Annotated in this window: 18 protein-coding genes; 13 read left to right on the top strand and 5 right to left on the bottom strand. The window is 69.6% G+C overall.

The window, feature by feature from the left end:
• The first annotated feature begins 12 nt into the window (after positions 1 to 12).
• The 8 genes from ON33_RS12495 (at position 13) to ON33_RS12460 (ending at position 10,273) form a co-directional block, all read left to right on the top strand.
• The gene (locus ON33_RS12495; RefSeq protein WP_040858617.1) at positions 13 to 837 is read left to right on the top strand and encodes a DUF8175 domain-containg protein; all 825 of its coding nucleotides are present in this window, start codon (positions 13 to 15) and stop codon (positions 835 to 837) included.
• A 43-nt stretch (positions 838 to 880) separates the two neighbouring features.
• The gene (locus tag ON33_RS12490; RefSeq protein ID WP_040858696.1) at positions 881 to 2,362 is read left to right on the top strand and encodes a hypothetical protein; all 1,482 of its coding nucleotides are present in this window, start codon (positions 881 to 883) and stop codon (positions 2,360 to 2,362) included.
• Positions 2,359 to 3,849, top strand: a complete 1,491-nt coding sequence (locus ON33_RS12485) for an SCO6880 family protein (protein WP_040858616.1) — start codon at positions 2,359 to 2,361, stop codon at positions 3,847 to 3,849. The genes ON33_RS12490 and ON33_RS12485 overlap by 4 nt, the downstream gene beginning before the upstream one ends.
• A gap of 3 nt (positions 3,850 to 3,852) precedes the next feature.
• A complete protein-coding gene (locus ON33_RS12480) occupies positions 3,853 to 6,933 on the top strand; it encodes a hypothetical protein (RefSeq protein WP_245550499.1) in 3,081 nt (1,026 codons plus the stop codon).
• 23 nt (positions 6,934 to 6,956) lie between these two features.
• Positions 6,957 to 7,238, top strand: a complete 282-nt coding sequence (locus ON33_RS12475) for a transposase (protein WP_245550498.1) — start codon at positions 6,957 to 6,959, stop codon at positions 7,236 to 7,238.
• Positions 7,239 to 7,393: 155 nt separating this feature from the next.
• On the top strand, positions 7,394 to 7,954 hold the full coding sequence (locus tag ON33_RS12470; RefSeq protein ID WP_051151962.1) for a hypothetical protein: 561 nt from the start codon (positions 7,394 to 7,396) through the stop codon (positions 7,952 to 7,954).
• 37 nt (positions 7,955 to 7,991) lie between these two features.
• Complete coding sequence (locus ON33_RS12465; RefSeq protein ID WP_040858614.1) at positions 7,992 to 9,893, top strand: type IV secretory system conjugative DNA transfer family protein; 1,902 nt, start codon at positions 7,992 to 7,994, stop codon at positions 9,891 to 9,893.
• Positions 9,890 to 10,273, top strand: coding sequence for a DUF4913 domain-containing protein (locus tag ON33_RS12460; RefSeq protein ID WP_245550497.1), 384 nt, complete (start codon positions 9,890 to 9,892; stop codon positions 10,271 to 10,273). The genes ON33_RS12465 and ON33_RS12460 overlap by 4 nt, the downstream gene beginning before the upstream one ends.
• Before the next feature lie 90 nt (positions 10,274 to 10,363).
• On the opposite strand, the gene ON33_RS12455 is transcribed toward ON33_RS12460, so the two are convergent.
• Together ON33_RS12455 and ON33_RS12450 are read right to left on the bottom strand one after the other, a co-directional pair.
• The gene (locus tag ON33_RS12455) at positions 10,364 to 10,933 is read right to left on the bottom strand and encodes a hypothetical protein (protein WP_040858610.1); all 570 of its coding nucleotides are present in this window, start codon (positions 10,931 to 10,933) and stop codon (positions 10,364 to 10,366) included.
• Positions 10,934 to 11,335: 402 nt separating this feature from the next.
• Positions 11,336 to 12,193, bottom strand: a complete 858-nt coding sequence (locus ON33_RS12450) for a peptidylprolyl isomerase (RefSeq protein ID WP_040858608.1) — start codon at positions 12,191 to 12,193, stop codon at positions 11,336 to 11,338.
• Between the two features lie 180 nt (positions 12,194 to 12,373).
• Here ON33_RS12450 and hisS point away from each other — a divergent pair, with 180 nt between their 5' ends.
• The 3 genes from hisS to ON33_RS12435 all read left to right on the top strand — a co-directional run bounded on the left by hisS (position 12,374) and on the right by ON33_RS12435 (position 15,653).
• The gene (gene hisS / locus ON33_RS12445; RefSeq protein WP_040858607.1) at positions 12,374 to 13,654 is read left to right on the top strand and encodes a histidine--tRNA ligase; all 1,281 of its coding nucleotides are present in this window, start codon (positions 12,374 to 12,376) and stop codon (positions 13,652 to 13,654) included.
• Positions 13,655 to 13,859: 205 nt separating this feature from the next.
• The gene (locus ON33_RS12440; protein WP_040858605.1) at positions 13,860 to 14,507 is read left to right on the top strand and encodes a hypothetical protein; all 648 of its coding nucleotides are present in this window, start codon (positions 13,860 to 13,862) and stop codon (positions 14,505 to 14,507) included.
• A gap of 144 nt (positions 14,508 to 14,651) precedes the next feature.
• On the top strand, positions 14,652 to 15,653 hold the full coding sequence (locus tag ON33_RS12435) for a malate dehydrogenase (RefSeq protein WP_040858603.1): 1,002 nt from the start codon (positions 14,652 to 14,654) through the stop codon (positions 15,651 to 15,653).
• A 13-nt stretch (positions 15,654 to 15,666) separates the two neighbouring features.
• Here ON33_RS12435 and ON33_RS12430 read toward each other — a convergent pair whose 3' ends face one another.
• On the bottom strand, positions 15,667 to 16,539 hold the full coding sequence (locus ON33_RS12430) for a TIGR03619 family F420-dependent LLM class oxidoreductase (RefSeq protein ID WP_040858601.1): 873 nt from the start codon (positions 16,537 to 16,539) through the stop codon (positions 15,667 to 15,669).
• A gap of 249 nt (positions 16,540 to 16,788) precedes the next feature.
• Between ON33_RS12430 and ON33_RS12425 the strand changes: the two genes are divergently transcribed.
• A complete protein-coding gene (locus tag ON33_RS12425) occupies positions 16,789 to 17,538 on the top strand; it encodes an SDR family oxidoreductase (RefSeq protein WP_040858600.1) in 750 nt (249 codons plus the stop codon).
• A gap of 165 nt (positions 17,539 to 17,703) precedes the next feature.
• Here the strand turns inward: ON33_RS12425 and ON33_RS12420 are convergent, their stop codons facing one another.
• Positions 17,704 to 19,011, bottom strand: a complete 1,308-nt coding sequence (locus ON33_RS12420; protein WP_051151960.1) for a hypothetical protein — start codon at positions 19,009 to 19,011, stop codon at positions 17,704 to 17,706.
• Positions 19,008 to 19,337: a type VII secretion target gene (locus ON33_RS12415; RefSeq protein ID WP_040858598.1), complete on the bottom strand. Its 330-nt coding sequence runs from the start codon at positions 19,335 to 19,337 to the stop codon at positions 19,008 to 19,010. The genes ON33_RS12420 and ON33_RS12415 overlap by 4 nt, the downstream gene beginning before the upstream one ends.
• A gap of 138 nt (positions 19,338 to 19,475) precedes the next feature.
• Here ON33_RS12415 and ON33_RS12410 point away from each other — a divergent pair, with 138 nt between their 5' ends.
• Positions 19,476 to 20,462, top strand: a complete 987-nt coding sequence (locus ON33_RS12410; protein WP_040858597.1) for an NAD-dependent epimerase/dehydratase family protein — start codon at positions 19,476 to 19,478, stop codon at positions 20,460 to 20,462.
• The last annotated feature ends 22 nt before the right edge of the window (positions 20,463 to 20,484 follow it).

The following is a 20,484-nucleotide window of genomic DNA, read 5'->3' as shown; positions in this document are numbered from 1 at the left end:
GGAGGCCATGTCATGAGCGAGAAGGAGTCGCCCGAGCGCGACCGCGTCTCGTTCGGCGTCATCGCCTCGGCCGCCCTGGTGGCGGTCATCCTGATCGCCGGCCTGGTGGTCTACTTCGGGCACGGCGACAGCAAGCCGAGCGCCAAGCCCGAGGGAACCGTCCCGGCGACCTCCGAATCCGGCGCCACCGGATTCGCCTCACCCGAGGTGGATCTGTTCGGCCGCCGGGTCGACGTCCCCAACAACACGGCCGGCCAGCCGCTGCCGCAGGATCCGTCCAAGCAGCGCAAGGCCACCGACGCCGACTGGCTCACCGCCGCCCCGCAGGGGGTCACCGATCCCCACGGCTGGCAGCGGGTCTACGGCGCGTCCGTGCCCTTCTCCACCTCCGACGGTCCGGCACGCCTGGAAAACGGGCTGGCCGTCGGCTATTCGCACACGCCGCAGGGCGCGGCGCTGGCCGCCGCCCAGATCACCTACCGGCTCAACGCCCGTCCGGCGGACCGGGAGCTCTATGTCCGGCAGGTCCGCGTGCCCGCCGAGCAGCTCACCGCCTACGACCAGGCGCTGGCCGATCAACGGCTGCCGAAACAGCAGCCCGAGAAGGTGACCCGCTATCTGGTGGCCCCCGACGGCTTCCAGATCGAGAACTACGCCGACGACATGGCCATCGTGCGGCTGGCCGCGCGCGGGCCGGTGGTCGACAATCGGCAACTGTGGGCGGCGGTGCGCCTGATCATGGTCTGGGACGCCGGCGACTGGCGGCTCAAACCCTCGACTTCCAAGACCGCGCAAACCGAATACGTGGATTCGCTTGCGGGGTGGACCCGATGGTGACAACAACAGATATGGCATCGCGACCCATCGAGAGGTGGACCACATGCTGAGGCGGCTAGTCACGATCCTTGCGGTCGTCTTCACCGTCATGATCGCAACTCCGACGGTGGCCTACGGCCAGACCTACGGTTTCGACCAGGCCTGCAACGAATTACACGACTCCCTCGACGGGCTGGGCGTGCCCGGCATCTCGCTCGGCGACGCGGCCTCGGCCGCGTGCAAGGCGGGCAATGTCGCGACCCACCCGACCGATGCCGCCGCCACCGTGCGCGACAAGGCGTGGGACTCCACCTTCGGCAAGGTGGTGGACTCGCTGATGAACGGTCTGGGCGAGGCGTTGACCCTGGCGTTGACGTTCTGGATGAAGATCCCGAACGAACGCGTCAGCGACGCGGGCGCGCTCTTCACGAAGATCAACGACTACACCTATCAGGCCCAGATCCTGCTGTTGATGGCATCGGTGATCCTGTCCGGCCTGAAACTGGCACAGGCCAGACGAGGAGCCGCGGTCAGTGAGGCCACGGAATCGTTCTGGATGTTCGCGCGCGTGGTGTTCAGTTCCTGGATGCTGGGCGCGGTGGTGGTGGCGGCCACCCAGGCCTCGGACAAGTTCTCCGAGTGGATCATCAACGACTCCACCGGCGGCAATGCCAAGAACATCGCCGAGCTGATGGTGAAAACCTCGAAGCTGCAGGCGTTCTCGCCGGGTCTGGTGCTGATCATCGCGATCGTCGGCCTGCTCGGGGCGCTGGCCCAGATCGTGCTGGCCATCGTCCGCCAGGGCCTGCTGGTGGTGGCCGCGGGCGTGCTGCCGCTGGCCGCGGCCGCGTCCGGCACCCAGATCGGGCGCACCTCGTACTCGAAGCTGCTGGGCTGGATCATCGCGTTCATGCTCTACAAGCCGGTGGCGGCGATCGTGTACATGATCGCGTTCACCACCGCGGGCAACACCGACGACCTGACCGGCACCGTGAACCTGCCCGACGCGGACGAGGCCCAGCGCATGCTGGTCGCCATCGTGCTGCTGTGCACGGTCGCGTTCGTGCTGCCCGCGCTCATGCGCCTGGTCACCCCGGCGGTCGCCATTGTCGGTTCGGGCGGTTCGGGTTTGGCCGCCACCACCGGCACCCTGGTCGGCATCGCCGCGCTCGGCGCGGTCGGCTCCCGCGCGGTGGCCCCGCGCGGTGCGGCCGGGCCCGGCGCCGCCGGATTCATCGGACCCGGTCGTGGCGGGCGTCCCCGTCCCGGTCCCGGTGGCGGCGGTCCGGGTGGTGGCGGCGCGCCACGCCCGACGCCTCCGCCACGCCCGGCAGGTGGCGGTGGCGGTGCGCCCGCCGCGAGTCCTGCCGCCCAAGGCGGTGGCGGCGCAGTACCGTCAGGCGCGTCCCGCGTCGCCAACCGGGTCGCGCAGGTGCGTGCGGCGACCGCCTCGCTGAGCAAGGCCGAGTCCACCGCGGGCGACCTGGCCGGTGACCGCTGGGCCAACCGTTCACCCGACCTCGGCAGGAGCACCATCCCGCGATGACGATGACCGAGACCTACGAGCGCCGCTCGTACGGACTGTGGCAGAAGCCCCGCAGCGCCGGCCTTTTCGGCCTGCGCTGGGGGGAGACCGTGGTCGGTTTCGCCGTTGTCATCACCGCTCTGCTGACGGCGCTGGCGGCCGGCCCGAAAGCGGCCGCCGTGGTGGCGGGCATCGGCATAGTCGTGATGGTTCCACTGGTGTGGCGGTCGGGGGGCCGCTCCGGCTACGAGAACGGATTGATGATGTTCCATTGGTTGCGCGGCCGCTCCAAGGGCGAGCACGTCTACCGGGGCGGGCGCTTCTCCCGGATCCCGGGCGGCGTCACCCGCCTGCCCGGGTTGATGGCGCCCTCGCGGCTCTACGAGGGCATCGACGCCGGCGGCTACAGCTTCGGCATGATCCACCTACCGCAGTTCGCCCAGTACACCGTGGTGCTGCGCGCCTGGCCGCAGGGCCACGAGGCCGTCGACCAGCCGGTCATCGACCGCTGGGTCGGCGCGTGGGGAACGTTCCTGGCGTCGCTGGGGCAGACCTCCGACATCGTGGCCGTGGTGCCCGTCATCGACACCGTGCCGGAGACCGGAAACCGTTTGCTCACCGAGGTTTCCACCATCACCCGGCCCGAGGCGCCCGATCTCGCGCAGCAGGTGATGTACGAGCTGGCGACCGAGCTGCCGCAGGAGCGGGTGCAGCTGCTGCCGCGGGTCGCCATCACCTTCAAGGCCACCACCGCCGAGCGTCGCAAGAACCCGGCGGAGGAGGCGGTCGAGATCGGCCGCCGCCTGCCCGGCATCTGTGCCGCCCTGGCGGAGGCCGGAGTTCGGGCCCAGCCCATGGCCGCGGAGGAGATCATCTCGTTCATCCGCCGCAGCTACGACCCGGCCGCCCAAGCCGATCTCGAGGTCGCGGCGGGCGAACCCGGTGGGCACGGCCTGGATTGGGCCGACGCCGGCCCGGTCTCGCACGAGGAGCGCTGGGACCACTTCATCCACGACGGTGGCCGCTCGGTCACCTGGGAGATGGACACCGCTCCCGAGGGCGCGGTCGACGAACGGGTGCTGCAGCGGCTGCTCGCGCCGAATCCGGAGGTGCCGCGCAAGCGGATCACCATCGTCTACCGTCCGCACTCGGCCGGTGATGCCGCGCAGATCGTGGACGACGACTACAAGAACGCCCTGGTGGCACAGCAATCCGAGCGCGGCGTCGTGTCCGCCGCCGCCACCCTGCGTGTCGGCGCCACCCAGCAGGCCCGCGAGGAGCAGGCCCGCGGGCACGGCGTCACCCGGTTCGGCGCCCTGGTCACCATCACCGAACCCCTGCGCGGCGATCTGCCGCGCATCGAGGCCATCACCCGCGACCTGTCCACCCAGGCCCGCCTCAAGATCCGCCGCTGCTACCGCTATCAGGCGGCGGCGTTCGCGGCCTCCCTCGGCTGCGGGGTGATCCTCCCCGAACACGCCACCATTCCGAAAGCGCTTGCGGGGTAACCCATGCCACGTGACTTCGACCCTTCGGTCCGCGAACACGACGCCGCGCCGCCCGCGCGGCGCGGCTCCCGCCGCGACCCGGTCCCCGTCGACCCCTCCTACGAGGAGCCGGACCCGTACCCGCCGCCCTCCTCGCGCGTCATGCGTGACGAGCACCGCCCGCGCCGCGGCACCCTGCCGGACCGCCGCATGCTCCGCCGCGACCCCATCGAGCCGGCCGGCGAGGATCGGCCGGCGGCGGTCGTGACCGAGCCCGCGGGCGACACGGTGCCCGCGGAGCGGGAGTTCGTCGCCGATACCGTCGCGCCCCAGCGTGATCCGGCGTCGCAGCCGGTACCGCCGGTCGCCGCGCAGACGGTGGAGGAGCGCGTCACCGCGGTCACGACGGCCGAGGCCGAACCCGAGCGGATCGAGCCGCGCGCGGCGGTCCCGAGCCCGGAGCCGGTCGAGGTCGATGTCGCGCCGCAGCGCACCGAGACGGCGGCCGCGGCCGCCGACGTCCCGGCGGCCGGCCGCGACCCGGAACCGGTCCGGACGCCGGCCCGACGCCGGCTCCCGGCCCTGCCCGCCCTCGAACCCGCCGGTGGCACAGGCGAATCGGCGACGACCGAGAGTGCCCCCGCCACCGCGGCGACCGGGCTGGAGCTGGCGGTGCGCCCCGCTGCCGATTCGGGGGATGCGCTGCGGGCCGCGGCCGGCGTGCTGGGGGAACCGGCGTCGCAGCCGGCCGAGCGCTCGGAGCGGGCGCTGGACAAGCGATCCGGACGGAGCGGTGTGGCGTCGCGATCCGGCGGGGTGCGGGAAGGCGAGGCCGCGCGGCCGCGCCGGCCGGAACGGACCGAGGGGGATCGCATGGAGCGCAAGCGGAGTCGCGAGACCACACCCGACGCGGAGGCGGAGGCGGCGCGGCGCGGCGAACCCGGGGAACGGCGCCGCGAACGACCGCGCGCCGACGGAGAACCCGGCCGTGAACGGCGCGCCGAGGGCGAACCCGCCCGCGAACGGCGCAACAGCGATGGAGAAGCCGGGCGTGAGCGGCGTGCTGCCGACGGGCGCGAGCGCCGGGGTGATCCGGAGCGGGATGCCCGGCGTGCCAACGGATCCGAGGGTCGCGGCCGGTCCACGGACGCGGATCGGGTGCACCTGGGCGGCCGGGCCGGAACGCCCGGGCGGGCCCGTCCGGCGCGGCCGGAGGGCGAGGCGGGCGAGCGGCCGGTGCGCAACCGGCCCGTGCGCGACCGCCGGCCCGAGCGCGCCGCCACCGACGAGCGTGGGCGCGGCGGTGCGCGAAAGGGCAAGCGGGACAAGATCACCGACCCAGCCGAGCGCGAGGCCGCCGCCAAGCGGGCGGCGGCGCGCAGGGCCGCGGCCAAGAAGAAGCAGTCCGGTCCCAAGCTGCTCGACGACACCATGCGGGCCAAGCTCGAGGTGACCGCGCGCGAGGGCAATGGCATCAAGGCGGCCTGGGCCACCTTCCGGCTGCACACCGACGATCTGCGGCGGCGCAACTTCGCGGCGCGCGCCGAGCGCATGGAGTACGGCAGCTTCGACGAATTCGACCGCACCACCGCGCAACTCACCGACCGCGGCTACATCGGCGCGGGCGGCGGCCGGATGAACGTGATCGGCCGCCCGGTCGAGTACCGCGCCACCACCGCGCAGGTCGCGGGCCTGTGGCCGTGGTCGGTCGGTGCCGGCGCGCCGCTCATCGGCACCCCGCTGGGCTCGCACCTGCACACCGGCGCGCCGGTCTGCTTCGACCCCATGAACTGGTTCATGCGCGGCAGCTTCATCACCGCGCCCAGCCTGTTCGTGCTGGGCCTCAATGGTTTCGGCAAGTCCTCGCTGGTGCGCCGCATCGTGCTCGGCGGTGTCGCGCAGGGCATCACCCCGCTGGTGCTGGCCGATGTCAAGCCCGACTACCGCAAGCTGGTGGAACTGGTCGGCGGCCAGGTCATCGACCTGGGTTACGGCCACGGCAAACTGAACCCGCTCGCCGCCGGTGTGCTGGGCTCCATCGTTCCGCTGTTGAACGAGCTGCCGGAGTTGCAGACCCAGGTCATGCAGGAGATGCGCGCCCGCCAGGTCACCCTGGTGGCCGGTCTGGTGGAGCTGGTCCGCGGCGCCCGCGTGCGCGATTTCGAGGAGACGCTCATCTCCACCGCCCTGCGCATCCTCTACCGCGAGGGCAGCGGCTTCACCCCCGACCAGCCGCCCATCATCGAGGACCTCCTCGACGTGGTCGTGGCCGGCGGCGACGAACTGCAACTCGATGCGGGCGCGGACAATCCGGAGGAGTACCAGGAGGCCATCAAGGGCCTGCGCCGCTCGCTGCGCGCCCTCACCCAGGGCCCGTTCGGCGCGGTCTTCAACGGCCACACCACGACTCCCATCGACACCAACTCCACCGCCGTCTGCGTCGACGTCTCCCATATTCCCAACGGCGACAAGAAACTCAAGGCCGCCGTCATGCTGGCCTGCTGGGCCGACGGTTTCGCCTCCGTCGAGGCCGCGCACGTGCTGGCCGACGCGGACATGGGTCCGCAGCGCTACTTCCAGGTCGTCATGGACGAGCTGTGGCAGGTGCTGGGCCTGGGCGACTTCATGGTCGACCGCGTCGACGAACTCACCCGTCTGCAGCGCGGCATCGCCACCTCGCTCATCATGATCAGCCACACCATCAAGGACCTGCAGGCGCTGGGCTCCGAGGCGGCCATCGCCAAGGCGCTCGGCTTCCTGGAACGCGCTCGCGCCAAGATCTTCGGCGCACTGCCGGCCGAGGAGATCGCGCGCCTGGATTCCACCGTGCCCTTCACCGCGGCCGAGGAGGAGATGGTGACCAGCTGGTCGGCGCCGCAGGCGCTGACCGGTGAGGCGCTCAAACCGGGCCAGCAGCGCCCGCCCGCGCCCGGCACCGGCAAGTTCCTGCTCAAGATCGGTGAGGACCGCCGTCCCGGCATCCCGTTCCACATGGAGTTCACGCTCTCGGAACGGGAGAGCGGAATCCACGACACCAATCAGCGTTTCAGCGAATTCACCGAGACCACCGCGAGCCGCGGCTCGGACGAGGGGAGCGCCGCATGATGCCGCACCGGTCGTATCGAAGAGTGTCGCCGGAGGTCCGGCAGGCCGCCGTCGAACAGGTCATCGCCCTCACCGGCAAACTGCGCTCGGAATCCGAGGCCTGCCGGGTGGTCGCCGACCAGATCGGAGTGCACACCAATTCGGTGCGCAACTGGGTGCGTGCCGCCGAGAGCCCCGGCCTGGAACGCATGGATGCGATCGCGTTGCGCCGCAAGGTGGCTCTGCTGCAGCAGCAGTTGGCCGCCGCCGCCGAAATGAACCGTACGCTGGTGGAAACCCTCCACGACGCCAAGCGCGGCACATGAGCCGCTGCCGCGAGAACGAACACGCCGACGCCGGAAAACCCCTGGTATGGCCCGGGTATAGCACACAGCGACTAGCCTGGAAGGGTGGTCCGGTGCTGCGCCGCCGGCGTGGGCCGGTGAGCACCGGCACCGGTGCGTACGTTGCGAGCGCAGGCATGCGTCCCGCGATTGGGGTGGTGATGCTGGTAGTGAGCGTCGCGATGCTGGCCACCGCATGCGGCAGTGGCAGTTCGACCGGCGGCGGCTCGAATCCGTCTGCCGGGCAACCGCCCACGTCCACCACCCGGTTGCTGGAGAATGCCCCCGCCCCCGACCCGACCACCCCCGACGGTGTCGCGGTCACCGCGCTGGAGCAGATCTACACCTGGTATCCGGCCACCGAATCCGAGGGCGACGCGCTGCGCCGGGCTCGGAAATGGCTGGGGCCCAGCCTGATCCGTACACTGGACAGCCCGTCCACCGGCGTGGAAACCCCGAGACCGTCACTGCGCTGGGCCGACTGGGCCAAGGCGAACGCACACGTCGAGGCGTTCGCGTTCGCCTCCGGTGAGAAGGCCCCGGCCGGCGCCGATCCGAACCGGCAGCAGTTCAAGATCGGCATCGAGCAGACGGTCGTCTACCCGGACGGCAAGCGGGAAACACTACCCCCGGCCACGGTCGTCGCCACTGTCGTGCGCGGACCTGCCGGTAGCTGGTTGCTGGACGAATTCCGTTGAGCGGTAACGACATACAGGTCATCCCAGGAGGTTAGAGATGGCGAAGAAACCGATTGCGGACCCGGCCGAGCCGGGTCCCGATCGTACCCTGCACCTCGTATACGCGGGTTTCTACATCTTCGGAACCCTGTGGCTGGCAGTGCAATTGGGCAACCTGCTGAGCTCCCCGCGACAGCACCTGCCGATCAATCCGATCGCCATCGTGGTCAGCCTGATCAAGGGCGACCTGAAGTGGCCGACCGCCGCGACGGTGATCATCCTGCTCGTGGTCGGCTCGTCGCTCGGCTGGGTGTTCTACAAGCGCCGTCGCGCGGAGAACGCCAAGAAGGGCCGACTAGCGATCGACGACAAGGCCGATCACATGGGCACCGGCGGGGCCATCAAGCCGCTCACGCTGTCCGGCGTGCGCGAGAAGGCCGGCCAGATCGGCGTGCCGCTGCACATGCACTTCAACGGGGACATGATCATTCCCGGTTCGCTGATGCGGCCCGGTGATGTCCTGGTGCCGGGCATCCCGATCGGTATGTCGGTCGCCGACGGCGAGATGATGTACGGCTCCTATGAGGATCTGCAGGTCGACATCTGGGGTCCGCGCCAGGGCAAGACCACCTCCCGGGTGATCCCGGCCGTGCTCGCCGCCATCGGCCCGGTGGTCGTCACCTCAAACAAGCGCGACGTCGTCGACGCCACCCGGGATGTGCGTGCCGACAAGGGCAGTCAGATCTTCGTCTTCGATCCGCAAGGCGTGGCGCCGGATTCGCACGATCTGCAGGCGCAGCAGGAACCCGGCTGGTACTGGGATCCGCTGGCCTGGGTCGACGTACACCGGCCCGGCTGCGAGGTGCGGGCGGTCAGCCTCGCGGGTCACTTCTCCGACGCCGAGGGCAGTCCGTCCGCGGGCCAGGGCGCCGACTCCTACTTCGACCCCGAAGCCGAGGATCTGCTCGCGGCGCTGTTCCTGGCCGCGGGCTTCGAGGGCAGCAATATCCTGCGCGCCTGGGAATGGGTGAACAATCCGATGGACACCACGCCCATCGAGATCCTGCGCGCGAACTCGAAGCACTACATGGCCGAGGGACTGGCCGGGCAGTACAACCTCGACATCCGTACGCGCGACGGCATTTTCGGTGGCGCGAAGGCGATGATCCGGTGCCTGAAGTTCCCGCACATCCAGCCGTGGATCATCCCCAACGGCGGCCGGACGGCCTTCGACGAACTGGAATTCCTGGAGCGCAACGGCACCCTGTACTGCCTGTCGCTGGAGGGCCGGGGCTCGGCGGCGCCGCTGGTGAGCGCCCTGACCGCCGCGGTGATCGACGTGGCCTCGCGGGAGGCGTCGCGGTCCCCGGGCGGGCGGCTCCAGGTGCCGCTGCTGGCCGCCCTCGACGAGGCCGCCAATGTCGTGCGCTGGAAGGATCTGCCGAAGCAGTACAGCCACTTCGGTTCTCGCGGCATCGTGGTGATGACGGTGCTGCAGTCCTGGGCACAGGGCGCGCGCTGCTGGGGACCCGACGGCATGGAGGCGCTCTGGGGCGCCGCCAATATCAAGGTCATCGGCAGCGGCATCGACGACATGGCCTTCCTGCAGCAGCGCTCCGAGGCCATCGGCGACTACGACAGCATCTCGCAGTCGGTCTCGGAATCGAAGGGCGGCAAGAGCTATTCGCGCTCGCTGAGCTCCTCGCGCACGTTCAACGCGCACGCCCTGGCGACCCTGCCACGCGGGCGCGCCATCCTGTTCGCCTCGGGCACACCGGCGGTGCTGGTGCGCACGGTGCCGTGGTGGGAGGGCCCCGACGCCGCCGCCGTCGAGCGGTCGATCGAAGCCCACGATCCGTCCCCGACGCGCAAGACCGAGATTTCCGATCTGATCAGCCCCACGGTGATCAAAGAGACACTGCCGGATGTTTCGGCTCCCAAGGAGGTCCGACCGCTGTGAGCGAAGAGTCAACACCCATGGTCTACGCGAGCGTGGTCGAGTTCGTCGAGAACTACCTCAGCCTCGTGTACCGCCGCCAGGTGACCGATATCAGCGACACCGTGTGGTGCCCCGAATGGTGGAAGCACGCCGAGGCGGTCGCGCGACTGGACGCCATGTGGCGGGCGTGGGAGCACTTCCGCTACGACGGCAAGACCGGACTGAGCATCTGGTTCCTCGACCACGCCGATCCGCACATGGCGAAACTGTTCGATCCCAAGGGCCCGTTCAAGTACTGCAGTGTGCGCAACGGCCACAAGGACATGCTCACGCCGCTGCCGTTGAAGTCCCCTCAGCAGGGCCTGTTCAGCAATCCCACCATCGGGGAATTCCCGCTCTGACGGAAAACCGGGGCGCCGGTATGGTTCCGGCGCCGAAACGGAAAGTGGCGGATCGGGTTACGATCCGCCACGGTTCGAAACTATTGCTACTCAGACTCGTTCACGCGAGCGAGCGCGTTCGCGCTCCCGCTCGTGCGCTTCCTGCTCCCGGACCCGCCGCTGCGCCGCCTCCTGCTCCCGGAGTCGCACCGCGTCCTGTGCCGACTGGGCCTGTCCGACCTCCATCAGCAGCCGTACCGATTGCAGTTCGGGCGAGATGCCCATGCGCGAAAGGTGTTGGGCCAGAGCGGTTCGCCGCTCCACCGAGTCGTATCGCGCGGAGCCGCGGCCGGCCTGCTGCGCGGCCATGCGCGAGGCCTCCGCCTGGGCGGAGAATCGATCCTTTTCGAGGGATACGCCGCCGCCCGCCCGTTCGCGTGTGGGGCGCTCCAAGATTCGCGAGAGTTCGCGGTTGCGCGGATCGCGTGCCTTGGCATCCGCGGCCTCGCGCAGGCGACGCTCACGGGTTTCCTTCTGCCGGGCCTCGGTGACCCTGACGCGTGCTTCCGCTTCCTTCTGGCCACGTTCCCGGGTGCGCAGCGCGACAAGTGTCGCGAGCTGCAACATTTGCCTCATCATCGCCGCTGTTTCGCGGCCGATGTCGTCGAGTTCCTCGGCCATTGCCTGCTCCCCGATGCTGCAGTTGGATCACTGTGGATGATTGTGGTGCTTCGTCACGGATATCGCCACGCGAACGATGGTTCTGCGGAGCTGTCCCGCCTGCAAACGTGGACACCGGGAGAACGAAAGGCGTTGGCGCGGCCCGGATGGGGATTGCCCGGTGGGCTTTACTACGCCTTGGTACTCCGTTCTACGAGATTACCAGCGAAAACTGCGAAACCACCGTACGCGCGCGTCGCGATCCAGCATATATCGCACAATTCCGGCAGGTCTTGGAAAACTCAGGATTTTCTTTGGTTAGGGAAGCCTTAGGCAAGAGGTTCAACGGGACCTTTCCGAGACCTTCGCCGGAAAAGGAACGGGCCCGGCGCGGGATGCACCGGGCCCGAAAAACCATGCTGGTCAGTTGATTTGGACCGACTGGATGTTCACGTCCGCGGCCGGCTTGCCGTCCTGGCCGCCGCCCTGGACGCCCGCCTTGGCGATCTTGTCGAGGGTCGCCAGGCCGGCGTCGTCGACCGTGCCGAAGATGGTGTACTGCGGCGGCAGCTGGGAATCGCCGTAGACCAGGAAGAACTGGCTGCCATTGGTGCCCGGGCCGGCATTGGCCATGGCGAGCACGCCGCGCTTGTAGGCGACCGGGTACTGGGCCGCTTGATCATTCTGGCCGTACTGGTCGGTTGGGTATTCGTTGTCGAATTCGTAACCCGGGCCGCCCATTCCGCTCGCGGTCGGGTCGCCGCACTGCAGCACCTGCAGGCCCTTGCCGGTGGTGATGCGGTGGCAGCTGGTGTTGTCGAAGAACTTCTGCTTGGTCAGACTCTCGAAACTGTTGACCGTGCAGGGGGATTCACTCGGGGTCAGGGTCATGGAGATCGCACCCTGGCTGGTGTCCATGGTCGCCTTGACATCACCGGCGGTGGAGATGTTGGCCGTGCTCGGCGGATTCACCGGCTTGTCGGCCGGCTTCTGCGACGGACGGTACTCACAGCTGACCGAGGCCGGCTTGGCCTTGGCGGCCGGCGGGGGAGCCGCGGTCAGCGAGGCGTCCGGAGTCTCCGAAGGCTTGGCGCTGGTGCTGTTGTCATCACCCTTGGTCAGGAAGTAGATGCCGACACCGGCCGCGACCGCGACCACGACACCGAGGGCCGATGCCGCGATGGTAAGTTGCTTGCGCTTGCGCGCCCGCTGGGCCCGATTCTCCAGTTGACGCTCCAGCTTCCGCTTCGCCGCAGCGCGTCGCTGTTCATTGCTCGGCACTAACTGTCCCTCCGTGAACGGTCGGTATCTGATGTCTGTACAGACTGCGGCCGTCAGCCCAGCGGCCGCGGCAGACATTACCTGCATTCGCTGAGAAAAACCTACATATGGCAGGCCGCCGAGGCCGTCGGCCGGTAACCGGTTGGACTTGGCGGACGGCCGTGGTGAAAACTGGGGATCGTGACCAAGACCAGCAGCTTCCGTGCCCCGAGGGGGGTCCCCGACTATCTGCCGCCCACGTCCGCCGAGTTCGTCGCCGTCCGCGACGCGCTCGTGGCGACCGCGCGATTGGCCGGATACGGGCATGTCGAGCTGCCGATCTTCGAAGAGACCGCCCTGTTCGCGCGGGGTGTGGGCGAATCCACCGATGTCGTCTCCAAGGAGATGTGGACCTTCGCCGACCGCAATGGCGAGAGCTTCACCCTGCGTCCCGAAGGCACCGCCGGCGTCATGCGCGCGGTCATCGAGCACGGCCTCGACCGCGGCGCGCTGCCCGTGAAGCTCTGCTACGCCGGGCCGTTCTTCCGGTACGAGCGCCCGCAGAAGGGTCGCTACCGGCAGCTGCAGCAGGTCGGCGTGGAGGCCATCGGCATCGATGATCCGGCGCTGGACGCCGAGGTCATCGCCATCGCCGACGCCGGATTCCGCGGGCTGGGACTGGCGGGCTTCCGGCTCGAGCTCACCTCGCTCGGCGACGAGACCTGCCGGCCGCAGTATCGGGAACTGTTGCAGGACTTCCTGTTCAAGCTGCCGCTGGACGAGGAGACCAAGCGCCGGGCGCAGATCAACCCGCTGCGGGTGCTCGACGACAAGCGCCCCGAGGTCAAGGAGATGACCGCGGACGCGCCGCTCATGATCGACCACCTGTCGGAGTCGGCCAAGGCGCACTTCGACCAGGTCCTCGGCCACCTCGACGCGCTCGGGGTGCCGTACGTCGTCAATCCGCGCATGGTGCGCGGGCTCGACTACTACACGAAGACCACCTTCGAATTCGTGCACGACGGGCTGGGCGCGCAGTCCGGCATCGGCGGCGGCGGCCGCTACGACGGGCTGATGGCCGAGCTCGGCGGGCAGCCGCTGTCGGGCATCGGCTTCGGCATCGGCGTCGACCGCACGGTGCTGGCGCTCGAGGCCGAGGGCAAGTCGGCCGTCGGCGGACCGCGCGTCCAGGTGTTCGGCGTCCCGCTCGGTGAGGTCGCCAAGCAGCGCCTGGTCGTACTGGCCGCCGAGCTGCGCAAGGCCGGCATCCGCACCGACCTCGCCTACGGCGGCCGCGGCATGAAGGGCGCCATGAAGGCGGCCGACAAGTCGGGGGCGCAGGTGGCCCTGGTCCTCGGTGACCGCGAGGTCGCCGAGGGGGAGATCGGGCTCAAGGATCTGAGCACCGGGAAACAGCGTCAGATCCCCCTCGACGAGGCCGTCGCCCAGGTCGCGGCCCTGTTCGCGGGCGAAGAGGACTGATCCGCCGGGCGGTCCGGGCAGCGCCGCCGTCCGGACCGCCCGCGGTCGCCACGCCGGCCCCGGCCCGGGGTGGGGAGGACACGGGCTCGGGGTCGCGGAAATCGCGGTACGGGGTATGGACCTGCTGGTACCGTGCGGGGCGTCGCGGGGGCGGTACGTGCCGCCGGTAGGCACGACCCATCGAGACTTGGACGAATGCGCTGCTGTGACTGAAGAATCGAAACCGGGGTCCGCCGGCGAAGTCGGCCTCGACCTGGTCGCCCCCGAACTGCTGGCGCCGGCCCTGCGCAAGCTCACCCTGGCCGCGCTCGGCATCGGTATCGGCGTCGGATTGCTGATGGCGCTGTTCGTGCATTGGCCGATCGCCCTCGCCACCGGGCTGGTGCTCGGCGCGCCGACCGCGCTCTACGCCGTCGCCGTGCAGCGGCGGCGAATCATGGTGTCCGGCACCGTTATCCGCGCCCGCACCTGGCGTGGCGAACACCGCCTGGACCTCGCCGCCGCCACCGCCGCCGAAATCCTGGTCTATCCGGGGCGGATCAGCCGCATCGTGCTGCGGGTCACCGCGGGCCCCGATACCCAAGTCGTGCCGCTGGCCCTCTACAGCGACGCCGGCAGCGGCCGCGAACTCCACATCCTGGGCCTGCGCAAACTCGCCGACGCCCTGGCCGGCTGCCCGCTCGCCGCCGCCCTCGCCATCTCCGAACTCCTGGTTCAGCAGCTGCGCGCCGAGGCCCGCGACGCCGTCGCCGAGCAACGCCCGCTCTACCGCGCCGTCCGCCTGGTCCGCGCCCGCGACCAGGTCGCCCCCGTCGTCCTCACCGACTCCGACATCGCCGACCTCGCCCACTGACCGGCCAATTCGCCGATCCCCGAGGTGGATTCGCCGGCGGTCGCCGATGTCTGTTTGCTCACGCACTGCTCACGGGACGGGACGCCGGGATGTGAGCCTGGCTAGGGTGAAAGCGGACCTACCCGCCATCGCGAGGAGATCGTCGTGAGCACCACCGCGCCAGTGACCGTCACCGTGACCGGAGCAGCCGGGCAGATCGCCTACGGGTTGCTCTTCCGTATCGCGTCGGGCGCGCTGCTCGGGTCCGAGACGTCGGTGCGGTTGCGGCTGTTGGAGATTCCCGCCGCCGTCGGCTCGCTCGAGGGCGTGGCGATGGAACTCGAGGACGGGGCGTTCCCGCTGCTGGCCGGAATCGACATCGCCGATGATCCGTGGATCGGGTTCGAGGGTGCCAATATCGGAATTCTGGTGGGGGCGCGGCCGCGGACCGCGGGCATGGAACGCTCGGATCTGCTGGCCGCCAACGGGCCGATCTTCACCGATCAGGGCGCGGCCATCAATGCCAATGCGGCCGGCGACATCCGGGTGCTGGTGGTCGGGAACCCGGCCAACACCAATGCCTTCATCGCCATGAGCAACGCGCCCGACGTGCCCGCCGGCCGGTTCACCGCCCTCACCCGGCTGGACCACAATCGGGCGATCGCGCAGGTCGCGAAGAAGACCGGGGCGGCGGCCGCCGACATCGCGCGGATCACGGTGTGGGGCAACCACTCCGCGACCCAGTACCCGGACCTCGCGCACGCGACCGTCGGCGGGCGCGGCGCGCTCGAACTGATCGGTGACGACGCCTGGGTGACCGGCGATTTCATCCCGACCGTGCAGCAGCGCGGCACCGCCATCATCAAGGCCCGCGGCGCGTCCTCGGCGGCGAGCGCGGCCAGCGCCGCCATCGACCACATCCACGACTGGGTGCTGGGCACCGCGCCCGGCGACTGGACCTCGATGGCGGTGCCCTCGGACGGCTCCTACGGGGTGCCGGAGGGACTGATCAGCTCGTTCCCGGTGACCTGCGCCGACGGCGAATACACCATCGTGCCGGACCTGGAGATCGGCGACTTCGCCCGCACCCGGATCGACCAGAGCGTCGCGGAACTCGTGCGCGAGCGCGACGCCGTGATCGACCTGGGGTACGCGAAGCGGTCCTGATCGGCGGTGGTGATCAGCTCAGCTTGTTGATCACGTTCTCGCCGTACCACTTGATCTTGACGATCTTCTCCTCCAGCGACTCGGTGTCGTGCTCCATGGAGTACGAGTTGCGGAAACCGACGATCAGATCGGTGATGCCCTTCTCCTCGAGGCGCTTGACCCCGTCGGTGGTGTAGCCGTCGCGGGAGACGGCGTGGATTTCGAACTCGCCCGGATTGTCGCGCTCACTGCGCAGCTCGTTGATGCGCGCGAGGTACTTGTCCAGTTCGTCGGCCTTGCCGCCGGCGTGCATCCAGCCGTCGCACAACCGCACCGCGCGGCGCAGCGCGGCATCGCTGTGCCCGCCGAGCAGGATCGGCAGCGGCTCGGTCGGGGCGGGGGTGAGCTTGATCTTCGGGATGTCGTAGAACTCGCCGTGGTACTCGAAGTACTCGCCGGTGGACAGGCCGCGCACGATCTCGATGCACTCGTCGATGCGCTTGCCGCGCTTCTCGAACGGGACGCCCATGATCTGGAAGTCCTCCGGCCACGGGCTGATGCCCACGCCCAGCGCGAAGCGGTTGTTGCTCAGGCGGGCCAGGGAGCTGGCCTGTTTGGCCACCAGCACCGGCGGGCGGATGGGCAGCTTGAGCACGAACGGGGTCTGCCGCAGCGTGGTGGTGGCCGCGGCGATGGCGGCCGACAGCACGAAGGTCTCGATGAACGGCTTGCCGTCCAGGAACTCGCGATTGCCGTCGGCGGTGTACGGGTACTTGGAATCCGACTCGGCCGGGTAGGCGATGCTGTCGGCCACGGTGATGCTGTGGAACCCGGCGGCCTCGGCGGCCTGCGCGAGGGGGATGTAGTAGTCCGGGTTGGTCATCGCCTCCGCGTAGGTGAAGCGCATCGATCGTCCTCTCGACAGTGAGCCAGGTGCTAAAAACTAGAACCGATTCTAGTTCTTGAAGTGATGCTAGCGGGAGGCTCGCGGGAAAAGCAGTCGAACGAGCGATCCGCACCCCCGGCACCCGATCGTGCAGGGGGTGGTCATTTGTCGTATCCCAGCGGCCGACCGCCCGGTCGTTGCGGTCCCGGTGGTTGAGATGCCCGTCCCGGTGGGCTTGTTCGAATTCCTGGATCTTGTTCTAATCGCGTCATGACGATCGCCATCACCGGCTCCGGTTCCGGCATCGGCGCGGCCACCGCCGCCGCCCTGCGCGCCGCCGGGCACGACATCATCGGGATCGATCTGCGCAACGCCGACATCACCGTCGACCTCACCGACGCCGCGGCGCGGGCCGCCGCCGTCGAGGAGATCGTGGAGCGGTCCGGGGGAGTGCTGGACGGGCTGGTGCTGTGCGCGGGCGTCGGCCCCCAGGTGCCCGACCCGAACCTGATCGTGGAGATCAACTACCGGGCCACCGTCGCCCTGCTCGACGCCCTGCTGCCCGCGCTGCGCAAGGGCGAAAACCCTGCCGCCGTGGTGGTTTCGTCGGTCGCCTCCACCCAGATCAAGTGGGAGGACAACCCGATCGCCTCCGGCACCGAGGCCGAGGCCTTCGCCCGGGCCGGGGATTTCGCGGGCCACTACGCCTACGCGTCCTCCAAGAACGCCGTCACCGTGGCCGTGCGCGAACGCGCCGTCGAGTGGGGCGCGGCGGGCGTGCGCCTGAACACCGTCGCCCCCGGCAGTGTCGAAACCCCGCTGCTGCAGGCCGGTCTGGACGACCCGCGCTACGGGGACGCCATCCGCAACTTCGTGGCCCCCATCGGCCGCAACGGCAAGCCCGAGGAGATCGCCTCCCTCATCGCTTACCTGATCGGCCCGCAGGCCGGCTTCATCCATGGCGCCCAGTTCGTCATCGACGGCGGAATCGACGCGCAGACGCGGCCGACCGCGGTGTAATCCACCGCGGCGTGCTCATCGCGCGCCCTGAACGGTGGCCGAGCCCGCGGGGTGTACAGCCGCATTTCGGCCTCCACCGATGCCGCGGTGACCGGGGTACCCGACCCGATCGCCGCGGCATTCTGCTGTCCGGGGCCGGGTGAAAGCGGCTGTGCCGCACTGGGTTCAGGCCGGATCGGAGTCTGCCGGATCCGGGCTATCCTCGGCCTGTCCGATGACGCCGGGGGCGAAGATGCCCAGGTTGCCGGTGAGTTCGCTTTCGGCGGTGGGGCTCGGGTGTGGCTGCACGGTGCGACCGTGCCGGCCGTCTGCCGCGCCGCCCTTGCGCGCGCCCGCCGCGGCGGGGGAGCCCAGGAAACCGGAACCGGCCGGACTGCCGACGCCTGGGATACCGGCCGTGCCCGTGCCGAACGGATCGGCCGGATTGGCGATCTTGCCGCCGGGGATCGAGGCACCCGGGCCGCCTGGCGTCGAGGGCATGCCGCCGCCACCGGCTCCGATGCCACCACTGCCGCCTGCACCGACACCGGCCGCACCGGTATCCGGGAGGCCACCGGCCGGAGCGGTTCGTCCTGGCGTACCCGATGTGGGAGTTGTTGCGTGCAGACCACTTTCGAGCAGGGTCTTGGCCTGCTCCAGGATCGGCCTGCCGATGTTCTCCGCGAGCGACCGCGCGACCTCGGCCGGGTCCGCGCCGCCGCTTCGTCCGAGCAGCTGGCCGATGATGCCCTGTACCTGCGCGGTGTAGCCGGAGAGTTCGCCCTGGGTGGCATTGACGACCGCGACGGCCTCACCGAGGTGGTAGGTGGCCGAGGAGAGCAGCGTGGTCTGCCCGATCGGGGTGAGGATCAAGGGGGCGAGTGCCGTGGCCTCTTCGGCGAAGGCCTGAGCGATGGCGGTGAGCTGGATGTTGCCCTGCTGCACCACGGACGCGGCCCGAGTCGTGATCGACGACAGGTCGAAACCGCGCTGCGTCGTCTCCTGGCCGTGGTTACAGGCCTGGCGGCCCGACTCCTGCGCCCTCTGAGAAGCAGCTCCCTGCCACAGGGATTCGACGGTCCCGAGCGCGCCACCGCCGACCTGGACCGCGGACCCGATGACCTTCGACCCGGTGCTGAGCAGAGTCGCGGGATTCAACTCGCCGAGGACGCCGGTGCCGAAGCTCTGCAGCAGCTCCAGGAACGGTTTGAACAGCGCGTCCAGTCCCGGAATCGCGGGGACGGTCAGGCCCTGCACGAGATCTCCGACCGGGTCGGCGGGCAGCGGCGGCAACACGGCCGTGAAACCGGGTACGGCATGGTCATCGCCGAATGCGTCCGGTTCGAACGTGGGCACGTCATCGGGCACGGCATCCAGTGTCAGCTCCGGGATCGGGCCCGGCGAGAGGACGGTCGTGCTCTCGGCTCCCCGTCCGCTGCTGTCCGGATCGGCCGGGCGGAGCACATCGATGACGCCGGATTCGAACGGCCTCATGACTGTTCGCCGATCTGCCCGGCCACCGCGCCCAAACCCCGGGCGAAGTCGGCGTCGGTGGTGTCGTAGGTGGCGGCCGATCCGAAGGCCGCCTGACCGAGCGCGCCGAAGCGGGCCGAGAGGGCGTCGATATCGCGGTGGTGCAGCAACTCGGCGACCGCGAAGCCGGCCAGGAAGTCCGCGCCGATGAGTCCGAAGACCGGTGTCATCGCCGCGACGTGGGATACCGTGTCGCGGCCGCCCTGGGCGGCGATGTCGGCGGCGACGGCGTCCTGCGCCGCGGCGAATCTGCGAACCGCACCGGTGTCGACCGAGAGATCGGCCATGGCAACGCCCCCCTGATCGTCATGGACATACGGATGGCGAATATAGCGCCTTCAGCGTCCGGACCGGCGTGGCGTGCGCGGCCACACCGCGACGGCACCGTTGTTGCAAATTAGAACAAGTTCTATATTCTCGTCACCATGAAGGTCGCAGTCACCGGCGCTGCCGGGTTCCTTGGCACCAATTTGCTTCGCCTGCTTACCGATCGCGGTCACGAAGTGACGGCCATCGACCGGGTCGCGGGCGCGAGTCAGCCCGGTGTCACCTGGGTCAACGGCGACGTGCTCGATCCGGCGTCCATGCGGGCGGCCCTGGACGGCGCCGAGGTGGTCTACCACCTCGTCGCGCTCATCACCCTGGCCCACAAGAACGACGTGGCCTGGCGGGTCAACACCGAGGGCGTGCGCATCGTCGCGGACGCCGCGCGTGAGGTCGGCGTGCGGCGGATGGTGCACACCAGCTCCATTCACGCGTTCAACCAGTACTGCTGTGGCGGCCGGATCAACGAGCGTTCGCCGCGGTCCATCGATCCGGATCTGCCGGTGTACGACCGCTCCAAGTGGCAGGGCGAGATCGAGCTCCGCAAGATCATCGACAAGGGCCTGGACGCGGTGGTGTGCAACCCGACCGGTGTGTACGGCCCGATCGACAACACCGCCTCCCGGATCAACACCACGCTGTGGGACGCCGCGCGTGGCCGCGTGCCGGTCATGATCAGCGGCGGCTTCGACCTGGTCGACGTGCGTGACGTGGCGCAGGGCCTGGTGCTCGCGAGCGAGCGCGGCCGCACCGGTGAGAACTACCTGCTCGGCGGGCACTTCACCGACATGTTCCAGGCCACCCGCACCGCGGCCGAGGTCAACGGGAAGATGAAGCCCGCCTTCGCGATTCCGGCCAAGGTCATCAACGCGTGCATGCCGGTCATGGAGCCCGTCGCCCGCGCGCTGGGCAGCGACCGCATCTCCAAGGCGGCCATGGGCGCGCTGCTGTCGGCGCCGATCGTCGAGCACGCCAAGGCCGCGGAGGAGCTGGGCTACCGTCCGCGTCCGGCCGAGCAGACCATTCGCGATCTGGTCGCCTTCTACAACGGGCATCCGATCGAGGCCGACACGCAGAAGATTGCTTGACAGTCGTTAGAACGCATGTTCG

Origin of the sequence: Nocardia niigatensis NBRC 100131 (genome assembly GCF_000308655.1) — a bacterium.
Classification (GTDB): Bacteria; Actinomycetota; Actinomycetes; order Mycobacteriales; family Mycobacteriaceae; genus Nocardia; species Nocardia niigatensis.
The sequence above is the reverse complement of the archived record's forward strand: the minus strand, read 5'-3'. Positions and strand labels throughout refer to the sequence as shown.

Excerpts from the sequence above, each read along its gene's own strand:
- ON33_RS12455 (WP_040858610.1), bottom strand. The coding sequence starts at position 10,933 with ATGGCCGAGGAACTCGACGACATCGGCCGCGAAACAGCGGCGATGATG.
- ON33_RS12465 (WP_040858614.1), top strand. The coding sequence starts at position 7,992 with ATGGCGAAGAAACCGATTGCGGACCCGGCCGAGCCGGGTCCCGATCGT.
- ON33_RS12490 (WP_040858696.1), top strand. The coding sequence starts at position 881 with ATGCTGAGGCGGCTAGTCACGATCCTTGCGGTCGTCTTCACCGTCATG.
- ON33_RS12415 (WP_040858598.1), bottom strand. The coding sequence starts at position 19,337 with ATGGCCGATCTCTCGGTCGACACCGGTGCGGTTCGCAGATTCGCCGCG.
- ON33_RS12470 (WP_051151962.1), top strand. The coding sequence starts at position 7,394 with ATGCGTCCCGCGATTGGGGTGGTGATGCTGGTAGTGAGCGTCGCGATG.
- ON33_RS12420 (WP_051151960.1), bottom strand. The coding sequence starts at position 19,011 with ATGAGGCCGTTCGAATCCGGCGTCATCGATGTGCTCCGCCCGGCCGAT.
- ON33_RS12495 (WP_040858617.1), top strand. The coding sequence starts at position 13 with ATGAGCGAGAAGGAGTCGCCCGAGCGCGACCGCGTCTCGTTCGGCGTC.
- ON33_RS12480 (WP_245550499.1), top strand. The coding sequence starts at position 3,853 with ATGCCACGTGACTTCGACCCTTCGGTCCGCGAACACGACGCCGCGCCG.
- ON33_RS12425 (WP_040858600.1), top strand. The coding sequence starts at position 16,789 with ATGACGATCGCCATCACCGGCTCCGGTTCCGGCATCGGCGCGGCCACC.
- ON33_RS12485 (WP_040858616.1), top strand. The coding sequence starts at position 2,359 with ATGACGATGACCGAGACCTACGAGCGCCGCTCGTACGGACTGTGGCAG.
- ON33_RS12430 (WP_040858601.1), bottom strand. The coding sequence starts at position 16,539 with ATGCGCTTCACCTACGCGGAGGCGATGACCAACCCGGACTACTACATC.
- ON33_RS12410 (WP_040858597.1), top strand. The coding sequence starts at position 19,476 with ATGAAGGTCGCAGTCACCGGCGCTGCCGGGTTCCTTGGCACCAATTTG.